This window comes from Actinoplanes palleronii, from assembly GCF_016862315.1.
Taxonomy (GTDB): domain Bacteria; phylum Actinomycetota; class Actinomycetes; order Mycobacteriales; family Micromonosporaceae; genus Actinoplanes; species Actinoplanes palleronii.
In genome coordinates this window covers 1-18,219 of record NZ_BOMS01000041.1, presented here as the reverse complement: position 1 = coordinate 18,219, position 18,219 = coordinate 1, and the positions used below count along the sequence as shown (strand labels likewise).

16 protein-coding genes are annotated in these 18,219 nt (G+C 72.2%); 7 read left to right on the top strand and 9 right to left on the bottom strand.

Features of this window, described 5'->3' with window-relative positions:
* Nucleotides 1–8 precede the first annotated feature (8 nt).
* From Apa02nite_RS14340 to Apa02nite_RS14330, 3 genes are read right to left on the bottom strand one after another with little or no spacing between them, the layout of a single operon-like run.
* Nucleotides 9–548 carry an NADH-quinone oxidoreductase subunit B gene (locus Apa02nite_RS14340; RefSeq protein WP_203825421.1) on the bottom strand — a complete coding sequence of 180 codons (540 nt, stop codon included), beginning with the start codon at nucleotides 546–548 and terminating at the stop codon, nucleotides 9–11.
* Between the two features lie 4 nt (nucleotides 549–552).
* A complete protein-coding gene (locus tag Apa02nite_RS14335) occupies nucleotides 553–1,998 on the bottom strand; it encodes a pyridoxal phosphate-dependent decarboxylase family protein (protein ID WP_203825420.1) in 1,446 nt (481 codons plus the stop codon).
* Nucleotides 1,995–3,377 carry an MFS transporter gene (locus Apa02nite_RS14330; protein WP_203825419.1) on the bottom strand — a complete coding sequence of 461 codons (1,383 nt, stop codon included), beginning with the start codon at nucleotides 3,375–3,377 and terminating at the stop codon, nucleotides 1,995–1,997. The genes Apa02nite_RS14335 and Apa02nite_RS14330 overlap by 4 nt, the downstream gene beginning before the upstream one ends.
* On the opposite strand from Apa02nite_RS14330, the gene Apa02nite_RS14325 reads away from it, so the two are divergent.
* Nucleotides 3,376–4,767, top strand: a complete 1,392-nt coding sequence (locus Apa02nite_RS14325; protein ID WP_203825418.1) for a gamma-glutamyltransferase — start codon at nucleotides 3,376–3,378, stop codon at nucleotides 4,765–4,767. The genes Apa02nite_RS14330 and Apa02nite_RS14325 overlap by 2 nt on opposite strands.
* A gap of 33 nt (nucleotides 4,768–4,800) precedes the next feature.
* Here the strand turns inward: Apa02nite_RS14325 and Apa02nite_RS14320 are convergent, their stop codons facing one another.
* Nucleotides 4,801–5,727, bottom strand: a complete 927-nt coding sequence (locus Apa02nite_RS14320; protein WP_307871963.1) for an NAD-dependent epimerase/dehydratase family protein — start codon at nucleotides 5,725–5,727, stop codon at nucleotides 4,801–4,803.
* 101 nt (nucleotides 5,728–5,828) lie between these two features.
* Here Apa02nite_RS14320 and Apa02nite_RS14315 point away from each other — a divergent pair, with 101 nt between their 5' ends.
* Nucleotides 5,829–6,533: a TetR/AcrR family transcriptional regulator gene (locus Apa02nite_RS14315; RefSeq protein WP_203825417.1), complete on the top strand. Its 705-nt coding sequence runs from the start codon at nucleotides 5,829–5,831 to the stop codon at nucleotides 6,531–6,533.
* 163 nt (nucleotides 6,534–6,696) lie between these two features.
* Here Apa02nite_RS14315 and Apa02nite_RS14310 read toward each other — a convergent pair whose 3' ends face one another.
* Both Apa02nite_RS14310 and Apa02nite_RS14305 read right to left on the bottom strand, forming a co-directional pair.
* The gene (locus tag Apa02nite_RS14310; protein WP_203825416.1) at nucleotides 6,697–7,500 is read right to left on the bottom strand and encodes a class I SAM-dependent methyltransferase; all 804 of its coding nucleotides are present in this window, start codon (nucleotides 7,498–7,500) and stop codon (nucleotides 6,697–6,699) included.
* Complete coding sequence (locus Apa02nite_RS14305) at nucleotides 7,478–7,801, bottom strand: MGMT family protein (protein WP_203825415.1); 324 nt, start codon at nucleotides 7,799–7,801, stop codon at nucleotides 7,478–7,480. Before Apa02nite_RS14305 ends, Apa02nite_RS14310 begins: the two co-directional genes overlap by 23 nt.
* Before the next feature lie 62 nt (nucleotides 7,802–7,863).
* On the opposite strand from Apa02nite_RS14305, the gene proB reads away from it, so the two are divergent.
* From proB to Apa02nite_RS14285, 4 genes are all read left to right on the top strand, one after another.
* Nucleotides 7,864–8,976 carry a glutamate 5-kinase gene (gene proB, locus Apa02nite_RS14300; RefSeq protein WP_198171005.1) on the top strand — a complete coding sequence of 371 codons (1,113 nt, stop codon included), beginning with the start codon at nucleotides 7,864–7,866 and terminating at the stop codon, nucleotides 8,974–8,976.
* Between the two features lie 20 nt (nucleotides 8,977–8,996).
* Nucleotides 8,997–10,241, top strand: a complete 1,245-nt coding sequence (locus tag Apa02nite_RS14295) for a glutamate-5-semialdehyde dehydrogenase (RefSeq protein WP_203825414.1) — start codon at nucleotides 8,997–8,999, stop codon at nucleotides 10,239–10,241.
* Between the two features lie 132 nt (nucleotides 10,242–10,373).
* Nucleotides 10,374–10,877 (top strand): SigE family RNA polymerase sigma factor, encoded by a 504-nt coding sequence (locus Apa02nite_RS14290; protein WP_203825413.1) that lies wholly within the window; start codon nucleotides 10,374–10,376, stop codon nucleotides 10,875–10,877.
* Nucleotides 10,870–11,595, top strand: a complete 726-nt coding sequence (locus Apa02nite_RS14285; protein ID WP_203825412.1) for a DUF6636 domain-containing protein — start codon at nucleotides 10,870–10,872, stop codon at nucleotides 11,593–11,595. The genes Apa02nite_RS14290 and Apa02nite_RS14285 overlap by 8 nt, the downstream gene beginning before the upstream one ends.
* Nucleotides 11,596–11,634: 39 nt before the next feature.
* Here the strand turns inward: Apa02nite_RS14285 and Apa02nite_RS14280 are convergent, their stop codons facing one another.
* From Apa02nite_RS14280 to Apa02nite_RS51030, 3 genes are all read right to left on the bottom strand, one after another.
* Entirely contained in the window at nucleotides 11,635–12,441 is an 807-nt protein-coding gene (locus tag Apa02nite_RS14280; RefSeq protein WP_067696216.1) for a prenyltransferase/squalene oxidase repeat-containing protein, read from the bottom strand.
* A gap of 145 nt (nucleotides 12,442–12,586) precedes the next feature.
* The gene (gene moeZ / locus Apa02nite_RS14275; RefSeq protein ID WP_067695958.1) at nucleotides 12,587–13,768 is read right to left on the bottom strand and encodes an adenylyltransferase/sulfurtransferase MoeZ; all 1,182 of its coding nucleotides are present in this window, start codon (nucleotides 13,766–13,768) and stop codon (nucleotides 12,587–12,589) included.
* A gap of 110 nt (nucleotides 13,769–13,878) precedes the next feature.
* Nucleotides 13,879–16,194 carry a DUF3152 domain-containing protein gene (locus tag Apa02nite_RS51030; protein ID WP_239164313.1) on the bottom strand — a complete coding sequence of 772 codons (2,316 nt, stop codon included), beginning with the start codon at nucleotides 16,192–16,194 and terminating at the stop codon, nucleotides 13,879–13,881.
* Between the two features lie 1,216 nt (nucleotides 16,195–17,410).
* Between Apa02nite_RS51030 and Apa02nite_RS14265 the strand changes: the two genes are divergently transcribed.
* Nucleotides 17,411–17,755 carry a hypothetical protein gene (locus tag Apa02nite_RS14265; protein ID WP_203825411.1) on the top strand — a complete coding sequence of 115 codons (345 nt, stop codon included), beginning with the start codon at nucleotides 17,411–17,413 and terminating at the stop codon, nucleotides 17,753–17,755.
* Nucleotides 17,756–18,219: the final 464 nt, after the last annotated feature.

Below are 18,219 nucleotides of genomic sequence, written 5' to 3'. Positions count from 1 at the left end.
CAAGGGGCTCAGGCTGTGGGGCGGGGGATCAGGGGGGCGGTCAGGGTGGCGGCGTCCTTGGCCAGGGGGTCCGGGCGGGAGACGCCGCCCAGGCCGGACTGCTCGGCGGCGATCTTCTCCTGCAGGCGGAGGATGCCGTGCAGCAGGGCTTCCGGGCGGGGCGGGCAGCCCGGGACGTAGACGTCGACCGGGATGATCTGGTCGACGCCCTTGGTGACCGAGTACGAATCCCAGTACGGGCCGCCGCAGTTGGAGCAGGAGCCGAACGAGATGACGTATTTCGGCTCGGGCATCTGGTCGTAGAGGCGCTTGATGGCCGGCGCCATCTTGTCGGTGACCGTGCCCGAGACGACCATCAGGTCGGCCTGGCGCGGGCCGTGCGCGAACGGGATGACGCCCAGCCGCATGAAGTCGTGCCGGCTCATGCTGGACGCGATGAACTCGATCGCGCAGCAGGCCAGGCCGAAGTTGAAGACCCAGAGCGAATAGCGGCGACCCCAGTTCAGCACGAACCGGATGGGTTCACCGAGCACTCCAGGTAGGGCCATCGGGTCAACCTAACGCATCCGGGTGGGGCTCGGTCAGCGCGGCCGGGCGCTGCAGGAGGCTGAGGAAGCCGGTCAGCAACGCCTCGCGCAGGGCCGGCGGTGCCGCGTTCAGCAGGGCGTTCACCGGCGCCATCCGGCTGAAGTCGCCGCCGTCCAGGCCCAGGCCGGCCGCCAGCTCGGCGACCAGGGCCGGGGTGATCATCTCCGGGGTGAGCGGCGGCAGGTCCGGCAGCGCGATCGGGCCGCGGGCGCGGGTGGCCGCGACGGCGTCGGCCAGGTCCGGGGCGAACGACTCGGCGGTGGCCCGGACCGCGGCGGTCACCGTCAGGTGGATGGTGGGTTCGAGTTCCCGGTACGCCATCTGGGGCTGGGTGTGCCAGCCGCGCGCGGCCAGCTCGTCGGCGAGCACGAACAGGTCGACGCCGTCCGAGCCGAGGCAGACCACGCTGGTCTCGGCCGGCGCGTACAGGAAAATGCCGTCGACGGCCGTGACCGCGTCGCTGAGAATGCGGACCGCTTCCCGGGTCGAGGCCGCCAGGCCGAGATATCCCTCGTCGCCGATCGAGCGCAGCGTGGCGAGGGCCGCGGCGATCGGCCCGCCGGAGCGGGTGGACGAGATCACCGGGTTGATCATCGTGTAGCCGGGCCAGTCCGCGTAGGCGAAGTACTGCGGGCGGCGCAGCTCCTCGGTCGCGTGCAGCAGGATCGACACGCCCTTCGGCGCGTAGGCGTACTTGTGCAGGTCGACCGAGATGCTGGTGACGCCGGGCAGGCTCAGGTCGAAGTCGGGCAGGTCGGCGCCGAGCCGCCGCAGGTAGGGCAGGATCCAGCCGCCGAAGCAGGCGTCGACGTGGAACCGCACGCCGCGTTCTTCCGCGATCGCGGCGATCTCCGGGATCGGGTCGACCACACCGTGCGCGTAGGACGGGGCGGAGGCCGCGATCAGCACGGTTTCCGGTCCGATCACGGCGGCCATCGCCGCCGGGTCCGCCCGAAGATCTTTTACCGGTACGACGTCAAGCGCGACCCGCAGGTAGTGCGCGGCCTTGGCGAACGCGGCGTGCGCGGTGGACGGCACCACCAGCCTCGGGTTCGCCACCTCGGGGTGCGCGTCCCGGGCCGCCTTCACCGCGAGGATCAGTGACTCGGTGCCACCGCTGGTCACGCTGCCGACCGTGCCGGCGTTGCCGCCGAGCAGCTTGGCGGCCGCCCCGACCAGCGCGTTCTCCATCGCGAGCAGGGACGGGAACGCGGTCGGGTCGAGCCCGTTGACCGAGGCGGAGACGGCGTGCGCGGCACGGGCCAGCTCGTCCAGGCCGTCCAGGGCCGGGTCGTAGACGTAGGCGAAGAGCCGGCCGCCGTGGGTGGGCAGGTCGCCGCCGCGCAGCCCCCGCAACTCGGCCAGGATCTGGTCGGCGGGCACACCCTTCCCGGGAAGCGCGTCGATCATTTCGCGATCCTCTCCTGGTACCCGCGCAGCAGCAGCACCGCGACGCCGACCAGCACCGCCGGGATGATGGTGAAGCCGAGCAGCACACCGAGCCGGGCCGTCGAGTCCTGCGCCGCGGCCTCGCCGGTCGCCGACGAAACGTAACCGAAAACCTGCAGGACCAGGGCGTAGATGCCGGGGCCGAGGGCCAGGCCGAGGGTCTCCCCGGCGGTCCACAGCCCGGTGAAGACACCGGCCTGGCGGCGGCCGGTGCGCGCGGTGTCGTAGGCGATGCAGTCCGGCAGCATCGACATCGCGAACACCTGCTGGCCGGCGTACCCGGCGCCGATCAGCGCGACGACCAGGTAGACGACGAGCGCGGGCAGTGCCGGGGAGGCGAGCAGGACCAACGCGCCGGTCGCGAAGAGCAGCGAGGCCGCGATCAGCGAGCGCAGCTTGCCGTGGCGCTTGCCGATCGCCGTCCAGAGCGGCATGACCAGCAGCGCGGGGCCGACGAACGCGGCGAAGAGGAACGTCCCACCGGCGTCCTGGCGCAACACGTGGTCGGCGAAGAACTGGACCCCGGCGAGCATCGTGCCGATCCCGGCGGCCTGCACGATCCAGCACAGCAGCAGCGCGCGGAACGGCGCGTTCGCGGAGGCGACCCGGAGCTGGGCGACGAGGCTCGGTTCGGCGTCCCGAGCGGTGCGGGACTCGGCTCCACGCGTACCGAAAAAGGTCGCAAGAGTGCCCACGACGATCAGCAGGCCGACGAACAACCCGGACCACCGGTGTCCGGCCCGGCCGCCGCCGGTCGCCTCCACGACGAGCGGCGCCAGCGCGCCGGAGATCAGGATGGCCAGGGCCAGAACCGCGACCCGCCAGGTCATCAGGCGGGTCCGCTCCGCGTAGCCGTCGGTGAGTTCGGCGGGCATCGCGACGTACGGGACCTGGAAGAACGCGTAAGCGGTAGCCGCCGTGAGGAAGGCGATCGCGACGTACGCGCCGGACGCCGCGCCACCGGAGAACGGCGCCGCGAAGATGGCCGCAAACAGTACGCCCAGCAATAGTCCCGCGACAAGGAGGAAAGGACGGCGGGTACCACTGCGGTCGGAGAGCCGCCCGGCGAGCGGGTTGACCACTACGTCCCACGCCTTCGGCAGCAGCACGAGCAGGCCGGATACGCCCGCCGCGACACCCAGCGTGTCGGTCAGATACGGCAGAAGCAACAATCCGGGCACCGTACCGAAGGCGCCCGTGACCAGGGACCCGAGGGCATACCCAGCCAAAACACGTCTGGGCAGGCCACTCGCCTGGGTTACCACGGGAGAGGGACCGGCGGGCGTCATCGACGCGCATCGTAACCATGATCGGGTCTTCCCGCCTACGCTCGCTCGCATGGAAAGCGTTGCGGCCGGCGTCGCCGCGAGCCATCCGGCAACCGCTCGCACCGGGGTGCGGATCCTCGAAGCGGGCGGCTCTGCCGCCGACGCGGCGGTCGCCGCGGTCCTGGCCTGCTGCGTCGCCGAGACGATCTACACCGGGATCGGTGGCGGCGGGTTCGCCACGTTCTTCGATGCGCGCACCGGTGAAGTCACCTGCCTGGACTTCTTCGTCGCGGTGCCAGGCCTGGACAACGACCGGAAGCCGGAACCGATGGTCGCGGTCGACGTGTTCTTCGGCGGGCTGCCACAGATCTACTCGATCGGCGGGGCCAGCGTGGCGGTGCCGGGCGTGCCGGCCGGGCTCGGCGAGGTGCACCGGCGCTGGGGCCGGCTGCCCTGGCCCGAGGTGGTCGCCCCGGCGGCCGGCCTGGCCCGGACCGGCGTGCTGCTGCCGGCCGCGCACGCGCAGACCCTGAGATCGTGCGCGCCGGCCCTGGCGTACGGCGCCGGCGCGACGCCGTACCAGCCCGGCGGCCGGCTGCTGGAGAGCGACGAACTGCTCTTCCACCAGGGCCTGTCCACCGCCATGGACGCTCTCGCGACGGACGGCCCGGAGGTGTTCTACACCGGGGAGTACGCGGATCTGATGGTGACCACGGTGCGCGCGGCCGGTGGCACGCTCGGACCGGCCGACCTGTCCAGCTACCGGGTCGCCGAGGCGCCGGTGGACCACGCCGAGCTGGCCGGATACCGCGTGTGCGCCAGGCATGACCTGAATCGGACGGTGGACACCATCGGCACGCTGCCGGTCGACCTGACCCGGCCGGGCCGGGCCGTCGGGGTGGCCTCGGCGCTGCGGAACATCGGGGGGCAGCGACTCGGCGACACCACAAACGTCTCGGTGGTCGACCCGGAGGGCAACGCCTGCGTGATCACCACGACGCTCGGGCTGGGCGCCGGGGTGTGGCTGCCCGGGCTGGGGATAAACCTCAACTCGATGCTCGGCGAGGGAGAGCTGCTCACCGACGATCTGGTGCCGGGGCGGCGGATGTCGTCGTACATGTGCCCGCTCGTGGTGGTCGGGCCGGATGACGGGCTGGCGGTGGCGGCCGGGTCGGCGGGAGCGTCCCGGATCCGTACGGCGCTGGTGGACACGCTGCTCGGGGTGCTGGTGGACGGGCTGGACGTGGCGGACGCGATCGCCCGGCCCCGGTTCCACGCGGTGGAGGACACCATCCACGCGGAGTACGGCTGCGATCCGGCCGAGCTGGCCGCGCTGCGGGCCGCCGGGTGGCAGGTGGTCGAGTGGCCGGACCTGAACCACTACTTCGGCGGCGTCACCGCCGTGGGCCAGGCCGGTGCGGCCGGTGACCCACGGCGCGGTGGCGTCGGTCTGCTGCTCTGATCGGTCGTCACATCTCGCGGGCTTTTCCTGCGCTCACATCTTGCGGGCCGCTGTCGCCTCGGCGTCGGCAGCCGTCTCGCGCAGGGCCACGTCCAGGTCGGTCGGGGTGAGGCCGAACGTGCGCTCGGTGCGCGAGCTGTCCATCTCGAACGGCGCGTAGAACTGGTAGTCCATCTCGGCCAGCTCGCGGGCCATCGGCACGGCGACACCGGCCGTGCGCATCACGAACCGGGGCAGGCTGTGCACCTTGACCTGGGGCACACCGGCCAGCTCGCAGTACCGCGCGGCCAGCTGCCGGAACGAGACCGGCGCGGGCGAGGGCACGTGCCAGGCCTGGCCGTGCGCCCGCTCGTCGCGCGCCAGCGTGACCAGGGTCCGGGCCATGTCACCGGTGTAGCTGAACGTGTGCGGCAGGTCGACGTTCGCCGGCGCCCAGGCCGCGCGACCGGAATTGATCGCGGGCAGCAGCACGGCCGAGATCGTGCTGACCGCGCCGCCGCCGATGTAGTCCGAGGCGCGGGCTTCGATGGTGCGGACCCCGCTGGCCAGGGCGTCCTGCCACATCTTGATCCGGATCCGGCCCTTGCGGCCGGTGGCGGCGAGCGGGCTGTCCTCGGTCATCCGGCCGCCGGGCTGGGGTCCGTAGCCGTACAGGTTGCCGGTGATCGCGTAGACCGCGCCGGACGCCTTGGCCGCGGCGATCATCGCGTTGTTCATCGGGAACCACTTGTCGGCCCACTCGGTGTATTTCGGGTTCGCGCAGTTGTAGATCACCTCGGCGTCCTGGGACAGCTCGGAGAGCCGGCGTGCGTCGGACGCGTCAGCGGTGGCCCGCTCGATCAGCGGGTGCTCCGGGCCGCTGCCGCTGCGCGTGATGATCCGGACCTGCTCACCCTGCCCGGCCAGGATCCGGGCCACCCCGGAGCCGATCGGACCGGAACCGATGATCACGTGCGTCATGATGTTCTCCTTTGCGAGCAGTGCTCTCTGTTGAGGACAACGATTACACGTTTCTCGCCGCCATGCAAGAGCAGTGCTCTCGTCGTGGCACACTGGTTCCCATGACTGCCGCCAACCTGCGCGCCCGGGTCCGGGCCGAGATGACCGAAGAGATCAAGCAGGTGGCCCAGCGCCACCTGGCAACCGACGGGGCGAACCTTTCGTTACGGGCCGTCGCCCGCGATCTCGGGATGGCCTCGTCCGCGGTGTACCGCTACTTCGCCAGCCGTGACGAGCTGCTCACGGCGATGATCATTGATGCGTACGAGGCGGTCGGCGCGGCGGCGGCGCGGGCCGACGCAGCCGCGACGGTGGCCTCGTCGCCGGCGGTGGCCCCGGTCGAGCGCTGGGTGGCGATCTCGCACGCGGTCCGCGACTGGGCGGTGGCCAACCCGCACCAGTGGGCGCTGATCTACGGCAGCCCGGTCCCCGGGTACGAGGCGCCGCAGGACACCATCGAGTCGGCGATCCGGGTGATCATGCTGCTGGCCGGGGTGCTGCGGGACGCGCTCGCCGCGGGGGAGCTCCCTGCGGTGCCGGGGCAGCCGGCCGGGCGGTTCGGCGAGGAGTTGGCGGCCGTCGCGGCGCAGTTCGGCCTGGACACCCCGGCTCACCTGGTCGGCGCGACGATGTACGGCTTCGTGCACCTCTGCGGCGCGATCAGCACGGAGCTGTACGGCCAGCTGAACAACTCGATCGACGAGGACCGGCGCGGGTTCTTCGAGTGGCAGATGCGGGCGACGGCGGCGTTCGCGGGCCTGAGGTGATCCCGACCCGCGGCGCGGCCTGGATCAGCGCGGAGGCCGCGCTCGCGCGGGTGACCCGGACCCGCGCCGCGGCCCGGAGCGGCCGGGACGCCGCGCGGGACGCGCGGGGGCGTGGGCCGAGAGGCCTGACGCGGGGGCTCCTCGCTCGTACCGGAAAAGGGTTTTATCGGCGGGCGTGCAGGACGTGACCGCCGGCGGTTTCCGGAGGGACGTCCGGGCGGTCGAAATAGCGGGCGGCCAGGCCGGACGGGCCCAGGTCCTCGATCTCGCCGAAGCCGTGACCGGCGAGGTCGGCGGCGATCTCCTCGGGCTCGAAGAAGGTGAGCCACGGTTCGCCGATCTTGGCGACCCGGGCGGCCCGCTCCTCCAGGGCGGCCCGGCGCGCGGCCGGCATCCGCTCCGGCGACTGGGCATAGTCGAAGACCACCTCGTTGCCGGGCCGGTCGGCGACCCGTTTGAGGGTCGCGGCGAAGCCCTCGGCCGAGAGGTACGGCACCACCCCGAGCCACAGGAAGAACGCGGGCTCGGCCAGGTCGAGCCGGTCGGCCAGGCTCTCCCGCTCGAAGTCGACGCCGAGGTAGCGCAAGCTCGCCGGACGGCTCACCCCGGCCTCGGCCAGCCGCTGCTGCTTCCACACCTGCGTGTCCGGGTGGTCGATTTCGATCACCTGAAGCGCCGGGTGCGGGTTGCGGTACGCGAACGTGTCCAGCCCGGCGCCCAGCACCACCGCGGTCCGCACCCCACGGCCCACCGCGGCCGCCAGGTGATCCTCAGCGAACCGGTGCCGGGCCGCGATGAACAGCCGCATCCCGCGCCGGGGCGCGTCCGCCAGCAGCTCCTCCGCGTCACCGCCGAGAATGCGCAGGGCGAGCGGGTCTCGGAAGATCGAGCCCTGCTCCAGCACCTGGTGCGCAGCGCGATACCGCGCCGCGCTGTACGCGGTTTTACTCGCCTGTCCGGTCTTCATCAGGTGTCCACCCGGCCTTGTCGATCACTACCCGGTCGCCGCGCAACGGTACGCCCTCGGCCAGCAGTCGCGCCCGCGCTTCCTGCTCGTGGCCAGGTGGCATCCGGCCGGCGCTGTTCACCACCCGGTGCCACGGCACCCCGCCGCCGTGCCGGGACATGATGCCGCCGATCAGCCGGGGCGAGTTGCGCCCGGACCGCTCGGCCAGCGCGTCGGCGACCGCCCCGTAGGACATCACCTTGCCCTCCGGGATGCTCTCGACGAGGGCCAGGACCGCTTCGGTGTACTCCTCCGGTGTCATCACCGGCCACGATATGGGATCGGACACGGATCTTCGCGAGGCGGCCGAGCACAATGGGCCGGGTGCGGGAATTGGTGACCGGCGCGCGCCGGATCGTGGTCAAGGTGGGGTCGTCCTCGCTGACCACCGCGTCGGGCGGCATCGACGATCAGCGGCTGGACACCCTCGTCGACGTCCTGGGCGGGCTGGCCGGCGCGGGTCGTGAGGTCGTCCTGGTCTCCAGCGGCGCGATCGCCGCCGGGCTCGCCCCGCTGCAGCTGCGCCGCCGCCCGCGCGACCTGGCCACCCAGCAGGCCGCCGCCGCGGTCGGCCAGGGCCTGCTGATCGGGCGATACACCGCCGGTTTCGCCCGGCACGGCCTGACCGTGGCCCAGGTGCTGCTCACCGTCGACGACGTGACCCGGCGGGCGCACTACCGCAACGCCTATCGGACGCTGCGGAAACTGCTCGACCTGGGCGCGCTGCCGATCGTCAACGAGAACGACACGGTGGCCACCGAGGAGATCCGGTTCGGCGACAACGACCGGCTGGCCGCGCTGGTCGCCGCGCTTGTCGACGCCGACCTGCTGGTGCTGCTCTCCGATGTGGACGCGCTCTACACCGGCAGCCCGTCCGACCCGGCCTCGGTGCGGATCCCGCTGGTCCGCAGCGACGCCGACCTGGCCGGGGTGACGATCGGCGCGGCCGGCAAGGCCGGCGTCGGCACCGGCGGCATGGTCACCAAGGTCGAGGCGGCCCGGATCGCCACCGGCTTCGGCATCCCGGTGGTGCTGACCGCCGCGCCGCTGGCCTCGGCCGCGCTGGCCGGCGACGAGGTGGGCACGCTCTTCGAGGCCGCCGCGACCCGGCCCGCCGCCCGGCTGTACTGGCTGGCGCACGCCACCGCGCCGCGCGGCCGCCTGCACCTGGACGAGGGCGCGGTGGCCGCGGTGGTGGCCCGGCGCAAGTCGCTGCTGGCCGCCGGGATCACCGCGGTGGACGGGTCGTTCGCGGCCGGCGACCCGGTCGACCTGGTGGACGCGGGTTCCGGCACGCCGGTGGCCCGCGGGCTGGTCAACTACGACGCCGTGGAGATCCCCGCGCTGCTCGGACGCTCCACTCCGGAGTTGGCCGCGGCGCTCGGGCCGGGCTATGAACGAGAGGTCGTCCACCGCGACGACCTCGTCCTCCTCTGAGACTCTCTGAAAGGTTTGTCATGAGCGTGCTGGAGCAGGCGGCCGCAGCCCGGATCGCCGCCATCGACCTGGCCGGAGCCACCCGCGCGGAGAAGGACGCGGCGCTGCTGCTGATGGCCGACCGCCTGGTCGAGCGGGCGGGTGACATCGTCGCGGCGAACGCCGTCGACATCAGCACCGCCCGGGAGAACGGCACCTCCGAGGCGATCATCGACCGGCTCGCGCTGAGCCCGGAGCGGGTCGCCGCGATGGCCGACGGCCTGCGCCAGCTCGCCGCCCTGCCCGACCCGATCGGTGACGTGGTGCGCGGCTCCACCCTGGCCAACGGCTTGGAGCTGCGGCAGGTCCGGGTGCCGTTCGGCGTGGTCGGCATGATCTACGAGGGCCGGCCGAACGTGACCGCGGACGCCGCCGGCATCTGCCTGAAGTCCGGCAACGCGGCCCTGCTGCGCGGCTCCCGCTCGGCCTTCTCGTCGAACGCCGCGATCGTGTCGGTGCTGCGCAAGGCGGTCGCCGACGCCGGTCTGCCGGCCGACACCATCCAGCTGCTGGACGCCACCACCCGCGACTCGGTCAAGGAGCTGATGCGGGCCCGCGGCCTGGTCGACGTGCTGATCCCGCGCGGCGGCGCCGACCTGATCCGGACGGTCGTCGAGCAGTCCACCGTGCCGGTGATCGAGACCGGGGTGGGCAACTGCCACGTCTACGTGGACGCCGCCGCCGACCTGGAGAAGGCCCTGGCGATCACGATGAACTCGAAGACCCAGCGCAACTCGGTCTGCAACGCGGCCGAGTCGCTGCTGGTGCACACGGAGATCGCCGACGCGTTCCTGCCGCTGGTGCTGGAGTCGTTGCTCGACGCGGGCGTCACGGTGCACGGCGACGCCCGGGTCGCCGGGTTCAACGACGCGGTGGTCGCCGCCACCGAGGCCGACTGGGGCACCGAATATCTCTCGGCGGACATCTCGGTCGCGGTCGTGGACTCGCTGGACGACGCGATGGACCACATCCGGTTGTACGGCACCGGCCACACCGAGGCGATCGTGAGCGAGTCGCTCGGCGCGACCCGCCGGTTCGTGGCCGGCGTGGACGCGGCCGCGGTGGTGGTGAACGCGTCGACCCGGTTCACCGACGGCGGCGAGTTCGGCTTCGGCGCCGAGATCGGGATCAGCACGCAGAAGCTGCACGCCCGCGGGCCGATGGGCCTGCCCGAGCTGACCTCCACAAAGTACGTAGTGACCGGTAACGGTCACACGCGAGGCTGAAAACTTTTCAAACTTCCCTGCAACCTCCCTCGCACCATGCGCGTGTGATCCCCGAACCGGCCGAGAACGACGGTCGTCGAGGGGAACGAGGAACGAGTGGTTACGGTGCGCAGCGGGGGCCCAGCCGACGGGGTGACTGACGTCGGACCGCCTTCGGACGGTGATTTCGAAGAGTTCTACCAGGCGTTCTTCCAGCCCCTCACGATCCAGTTGTTCGCGTACACCGGCAACATGGCCGCCGCGCAGGACGTCGTGCAGGAGGCGTTCTGCCGGGCGCTCGCCCGCTGGAAGAAGGTCTCCCGGTACGACGACCCGGGCGCCTGGGTGCGCCGCGTCGCCTGGAACCTCGCGACCAGCCAGTGGCGCCGGGCCCGTACCGCCGCGCTGTTCATGCGCCGGCAGCGTGAGGAATATGCCTCCGCTCCCAGCCCGGACCGGGTCGCCCTGGCCAAGGCGCTCGCCACCCTCCCCGCCCAGCAGCGGCGCGCGGTCATCCTGCACTACCTCGCCGACCTGCCGGTCAGTGAGATCGCCGCCCAAGAAGGGGTGGCGGAGGGAACCGTCAAATCCTGGCTGCACCGCGGACGTACCGCCCTGGCAGCTCAGCTCACCGAGAAGGAGAAGACCCGTGCCTGACTTCGACGACCAGATCCTCACCAGCGCGTTTGCCGAGTTCCGCGACGAGGCCGCCCCCTACGTGCGCCCCGACGGTGTCGCGGCGACAAGCGCGACAGTGCGTACGCGTAAGCGCAACCGTGCGGTCGCCCTGAGCGTGCTCGCCCTCCTGGTGATCGCCGTCCCGGTGGCGGCCGGCGCGACCGCCGACGGCGACTCGCACGGACCTCCCTCGCAGGTGGCCGCGTCGACGGAGTTCACCACGGCTCCGACCACGTCGCCCACTTCGCCCGCCCCGGCGCAGACCAGCCCGTCGGCGATCCCCCCGGCCGCGCACGGCTCGTCGGCGGCGAGCAGCCCGGCCAACGCCGGCCTCACCACCCGCGAGGCCCCGGACGAGTTCGGCTTCTACACCCCGTCGCGCCGCATCGTCTGCCTCATGACGGCGGAGGCCAACGCGGTCCGCTGCGACGTGAACCACGACTGGGAGCTGCCGGCCGCGCCGGAGAGCTGCCACGTGGACTGGGGCAACGGCGTGTCGATGGGCAACGGCAAGAAGGCTCAGCTGACCTGCGCCGGCGACAGCCTGCAGAACGAGAGCTTCGAGGTGGTCCCGTACCAGACGGTGATCAAGTCTAACGACCTCAAGTGCACCGTCACGGACGCCGGGGTGACCTGCCTCGACCTGTCGAGCGGGCACGGATTCACCGTCTCCCGCGCGAAGTACAAGCTGTTCTAGCCAGGAGCGACCTCGGCCGGGAGCGATTCCCGGCCGGGGTCAGCGGCAGGCTCGCAGCGCCGTCAGCGTGACGTTGACGTCGAAGACCGGGCCCTCGTTGCTGTCCCACCCGCCGTCGGTCCGCTGCGTCTCGCCCAGCCGCTTGCGGGCGTTCCGCAGCAGCCAGTCGTCGCCGAGGTTGACCCGGCGCAGCGCGGACGCCATCGCGGCGACGTCGGCCGGCGACATGTTCGGCAGGCGCTCGCCGAGGACCAGCTGCACCCGGGACGACTCGTAGAAATACTGCTGCTGGTGCAGCAGGCCGGCGGTGTGCCAGCCGGCCGCCAGGAACGACGGCCAGGAGCCGTCCGGCCGCAGCTGGGAGACCACGAACCCGGCCGCGCGGGCCAGGACGTCGGTGTAGCGGCCGCGGGTCTGGTAGGCGTCGCTCTCGACCGCGGCGGCGGTCAGCCAGAAGCCGGCCACCGAGGTCAGATAGAGCGTGGCCTCCGGGTCGCCGGGCAGCGCCCAGGCCGGGGCCTCGCCGGCCAGCGACTCGTGCTCCTGCCAGGTGCCGTCGGCGCGCTGGGAGCCGGCCAGCCACTGCAGAGCCCGCTCCGCGACCGGACCGGCCTGCAGGCCGCCGAGGTCGTCGAGCTCGCCGAGGCGGAAGCAGGTGGCGTCGACGGAGGGAACCTGGCCGTCGGCGGAGGCGGGCCAGCCGCCTTCGGCCATCTGCCCACCGGAGATCCGATCGATGATCTCTGGAGACGCCGGTTGGCCCGTCCTCAGGTAGGACAGGCGGGCACGTTCGACCGGGTCACCATGGGCGACTACGTACCCGATCGCGGCATCGATATCGACCACGGTGGAGACGTTACCCGGCAAAGCTGTGATTCGCGGGACGTATCGACCATCTGTCGCATTGGTCCGATTCGGTGATCGAACTGTCACACTGGGGAGTCAAGATCAATACTCCCCAGTGTGAACAATGCCGATCAGCAGTGTCCGATCAGTAGGTCGGCTGCGACGGGTCGACGGTGCTGACCCAGGACACGATGCCGCCCTGAACGTGCACGGCGTCCTTGAAGCCGGCCGCCTTCAGAGCCGCGAGGGCCTCCGCCGAGCGCACACCCGACTTGCAGTGCAGCACGATCTGCCGGTCCTGCGGGAACTGCGCCAGCGCCGCCCCGGACAGGATGTCGCCCTTCGGGATCAGGATCGCGCCCGGGATCCGGTTGATCTCCCACTCGGCCGGCTCGCGGACGTCGACGAGGAACACGTCCTTGCCGGAGTCCTGCCACTCCTTCAGCTCACGGGCGGTGATGGTCGAGCCGGTCACCGCTTCCTGAGCCTCGTCGGAGACCGCGCCGCAGAAGTCCTCGTAGTCCTCGAGCAGGTCGGTGACGGTCGGGTTGTCGCCGCAGAGCGCGCAGTTCGGGTCCTTGCGGACCTTGATCTTGCGGTACTCCATCTCCAGGGCGTCGTAGACCATCAGCCGGCCGACGAGCGGCTCACCGATGCCGGTGATCAGCTTGATCGCCTCGTTGACCTGGATCGAGCCGATCGACGCGCAGAGCACGCCGAGGACGCCGCCCTCGGCGCAGCTCGGCACCATGCCGGGCGGCGGGGGCTCCGGGTAGAGGCAGCGGTAGCAGGGACCGTGCTCCTCCCAGAAGACCGACGCCTGACCGTCGAACCGATAGATCGAACCCCAGACGTACGGCTTGCCGAGCAGGACCGCAGCGTCGTTGACCATGTACCGGGTCGCGAAGTTGTCGGTGCCGTCGACGATCAGGTCGTACTGGCTGAAGATCTCTTTGACGTTGTCGCGGTCCAGCGCGGTGTTGTGGATGACCACGTTCACCAGCGGGTTGACCTCGGCGATGCTCCGGGCCGCGGACTCCGCCTTGGGCGTGCCGATGTCGGAGACGCCATGGATGATCTGGCGCTGAAGGTTCGACTCGTCGACGGTGTCGAAGTCGATGATGCCGAGCGTGCCGACGCCGGCCGCGGCGAGGTACAGCAGCGTGGGCGAGCCGAGACCGCCCGCGCCGACGGCGAGGACCTTGGCGTTCTTCAGCCGCTTCTGCCCGTCCATCCCGACGTCCGGGATGATCAGGTGGCGCGAATAGCGACGGATCTCTTCGACGCTCAGCTCGGCAGCCGGCTCGACGAGCGGGGGCAGAGCCACAGTTCACTCCCCGGGGTTCGGTGGTAAGGATCGCCGCCCATTGTCGCTCGTTCGGCGCTGATCTGCCCATGACGTCGGACACCGGCCCGACATGCGGGATCGCGGAATATTTACGGCCGCGGCTCGCCCTGGTACCGCTTGCCGTTGCGGAACGGCCAGGCGTTGCGGTCGCAACCCTCCAGACCGTACGTCTGCGGCAGCATCACCGGCGCCGGTTTGCCCTTGCCGGGGCAGGCCTCGTGACCGTGCCCGAGCTGGTGGCCGACCTCGTGGTTGAGGGCGTACTGGCGGTACTGGTCGAGCTCGCCCTCGTACTCCGGGATCGCGGTCGCCCAGCGCTCGGCGTTGATCACTACCTTGCCCGGCACCCGGCACGAGGTGAAACCCTCGGTGTGCAGGCCACCGGTGGCGCACATCCGCTCCGACGTGACCGGCGTGGCCAGGTAGATGGTGAACTCGGCGTCCCCATCGGACTTCGGCACCCGGCGCAGGCGCAGCTTGCCGCTGCCGATCCAGCTCCGGTCGTCACCGAGGGTGCTGTCCACCGACTCGGCAAAATCGGTCAGCTCGACATCGGTCACGGTCTCCTCGACGGCCACCCGGAACTTGTGCAGTTTGCCGGACTCGCCGAGCATCGGACCGCGCGTCTTGACGTACCGGAAATCCCCGGCCTTGCCGGCCGACTCCCCGGCGGCCGGGGCCGCACCTTGCACCGAGCCTCGCTGGTCCGTCTCCGCCGCCACATCCGGCTCCTGCTGCGCCTGACCGACCTGATCCTGCTGCGGGGCGGCAGGTTCCGCCGACCGCTGCGCGGCTTGGCGATCAGAAGCGGTCGGTCGCTGCCGATCCCGCAACTCATGACCGACGACCAAGACCATGGCGACAACCAGGATGTACGCCATGAAAGTCACCGTACGGCGGCGCCGGAGCAGCTTGCGCCCGGACGGGGACAGCCTCGCGCGGATCTCGGCGTGCCCGTCGGTGTCCTCCGGGGCCGGGCCGGGCCGATCGATCTCGAGGATCGAGTCCGGAGCAGCATCTCGCGCGTCCAGGAACGCGACCGGCATCTGGCCGGGTGACTCGGCCGTGCCGGGCTCGGGCTGGTGCGGGATCGCCTGCTCGATGGTCGGCTGTTCGGCGGCCGGAGGTTCCGTGTAGACCGGCTGCTCGCGGGTGGGCTGCTCGTCGGCGGGGTGCTCGTTGGCAGGGTGCTCGTCGGCGGGGTGCTCGTCGGCGGGGTGCCACAGGCCCTCGGGGGTGCTCGCCGGGAGGCGGACGCTCTCCGGGAGGCCGATCGGCTGGTGGTCGGTGGTCGGCCAGAACCAGTCGGTTTCCTGGGCCTCAAGGTGGGCTTGACCTGCTTGCTGGGCGAGTTGGGCTCGCTCGGCGGGGTGAGCTTGCTGAGCGAGTTGGGCTCGCTCGGCCAGGTAGGCCTGCTCGGCCAGCTGGGCCTGCTCGGCGAAGCGGGCCTGCTCGGCGAGGCGGGCTTGCTCGGCGGTCAGGTGCGGCGGCTCGGCGGTGTCGTGCGCGAGCGCCAGAGGGGTGCCGTCTGCGGTGCTCGTGGGCTCCGGACCTGCGGCCTCCGGATCTGGGAGCGCGGAGCCGGGGAGCGTGGCGTCAGGGATCGTGGTGCCGGGGATCGCGGTGTCGGGGATCGCGGCTGGCGTCGGATATGTCGGCTCCGGGGCGGCTGCGGGCAGGATCTGGGGCGCCGCGGGCCGGGCCGCGGACGGCTGCTGGGTGAGCGGGGCCTGGGATGCGGGCTGGGTCGGGCGGTTGATCGGGCGTCGGCGGGTGGGGCGTTCCGGCAGCAGTTCCGGCTCGGGCAGCACCTGCTCGTGGCCCTCATGGCCCTCATGGCCCTCGTGGCCCTCGTGGCCTTCTTCGCCTCGCAGGTCCGATTCGGCGTCGAACGGCTCGGCGACCGGCGGACGGGTGCCCCGAAGCCGGCGGGCGGTGGGCGCTGCCTCCGCGCCCGTCGCCTCCGTACCCGTTGCCTCCGCGCCGAGCGACTTCGCGCCTGACGGCTTCGCAGCTGACGGCCTCGCGCCCGACGGCCTCGCGCCCGACGGCCTCGCAGCCGACGGTTTCGCGGCCGACGGGAAGTAGGGGTCGGCGGCGAGTGGGGTGGTCGGCGGGCGGACCGCCTCGGGCGGGCCCGCGGGCGGCCGGGACGACAGCGGCGGCCGGGAACCCGAACCAGGCCGGGTCCCGGCAGCGGGGGCGCTCGGAGCACGCAGTCCGGCCGACCGGCCACCTCGCCGGGACGACGACCGCTGCCCCTCGTCACCCGGCTGCCCGGGCTCCGCTCCCTCGGCCCCGTCGTCGTCCGGCGGGACCGGCCGGGAGGCGGCCAGGCGCTCGGCGGCCAGTTCCAGGATGCCGCGGGTCATGCCGGGCGGCAGACCCGTCGCCGGATCGACCACCGGCCGAGCAGACAGGGGCTGGGCCGCGTGCTTGGCCCCGGTGTGCCGGACCGGCGTCACGGCCGGCGTTTCCGCCGGAGTCTCGACTGAGGTCGCGGCCTGGTCTCCGGCACGGCTGTCGGCGTGGCGTCCAGCCTGATCTTCGGCCGGGCTCTCGGCCTGGCTCTGGGGATGCAGCGGCGGCTGGGGCTCGGCGGGCTGCGGTGTGGCGGAGCGGCGCGGGCGCATGGTGGGCGGCTGCTCCAGTTCGTCGGCAGTGTGGGTGGGGTGCTGGTCGGCTCGGTGCCGGGCCGGGGGGTCGTCCGCTGCTCGCGGCTCCCCCGGAGGTATGTGAGACGTCAACCGGTCCGGGAGTCCTCCTCCCGCCGCAACGGGTTCTCCCGGTGCCACCAAGGCCCGGTCCTCCCCCGGCACCGGCCTGGATGTCGGATCTGCCGCGACCAGCCGGATGGACGGGTCCGGCATGGGCGCCGGATCCCCAGCCGGTTGGAGCGGCGGCTCGCCCTCGGTTGCCGGGTTCTCCGCGGGCAGTCGGTGGCGGCCCGCTGAGGGTTCGCGTGGCTCAGCGTTCAGCCGATGGCGTCCGCCGCCGGGCGTGGTCGATTCCGCCGGGTCCGTGGCGGCGTGCGAGGCCGGTCGGATCGAGTCGGTGGCCCGGATGATGATCTTGTGCGGGGTCGCGGCATAGGCGGTCCCCTGCGTGTCGCTGGACAGGATCTTGCGGGGCTTCGCGGCGGTGCTCGTCTCGGCCGGCACCGCCCGGCTCCGCGCCGGTTTGCCCACCGCAGCAGCCTGCCGCGCCGCCCGCGCCTCGGCCGCACTGTCACCGGCCTGGGCGGCCTTGGCGGCCCGGGCCATCGTGGCCTTCCCGGAAGTTCCGGCAGCGCTCGCCTTCCCCGCGCTCCCCCGCCCGGCCGACCTGGCAGCCGCACCGGACGCAGACCCGCTGGTCACCCGCCCGGCAGCCGCACCGGACGCCGACTTCCCAGCCGCGCTCCCGCCAGTCACCCGGCCGGCAACCGACCGCCCGGCCGAAGCTCCGCCAGCCACTCGAGTGCCGACGGCCCTTCCCGCCGCCGAGCCGGCCGCCCGGCTACCAGCCGCCCTCCCGGTCGCCGCCGAGCCGGCCGCTCGACTACCAGTTGTCCTGGTCGCCGCACTGCTCGCCACTCGCCCGGCGGCGGCTCCGGAAGCAGACTTGCCCGCCGGTGTTCCCTTGGCGGGCTTTCCGGCGGAGCCGGTTGCCGGCTTTCCGGCGGAGCCGGTTGCCGGCTTTCCGGTGGCAGCCGCCGTGATCGTCTTTCGAGCAGGTGTGCCGGGCGTCACCGACTTTCCGGCACCCGCACCGCCCGCCGTCGACTTGGTGGCCGAGGGCTTGATCGGCTCGAGGGCCGCGCCCTTGCGGGTGGACTTCTTCGCCGAGTCGGCGCGCGCCGTGACAACACTCTTTGCCGACGTCGCGGTGGCCGCGGACGTCGACTTCGCCCGGGTCGGCTCGACACGGCCCCGGGTCGTCTCCTTGCGCCCCCGGGTCGGCTCGGCACGTCCCAGCGCCGGCTGAGTGCGGCCGCGGACTGGCTCGGTGCGGGCACGCCGACCGCTGGCCGCCGGGTTCGCACCGGCCGCCGGATCAGGGGAGGCATTTGTCGCATTTGCCATAACAAAGGCTAGCCTGCCACGACTCGCCGGGCGTCACAGGAGAATCGCATTCCCCACCGGAAGAACCGCACCCCAGGTCAGGCCCCCTTCCCAACCAGCCCCAGCCGCCCGAACCAGTCCCACAGCCAGCCCTCAAAGACCGCCCCCGGACCGGCCGCACTCCCCGGCCCCACCCGCAGCGAGCACCCACGGCCCCTTCGCCGCCCGAATAACCACCACCCGAGCTCGCCAGCCACCCTCAGCGAGCACCGACAGTGGTCAAACCCGCCGAAAAACCACGACAAGTGCTCGCCAGCGCAGGCCGGCTGGCGCTCACGGTCCCCAAAACAGACTCGACACCACCCTCAGCACCAGCCGAGCCCGCCG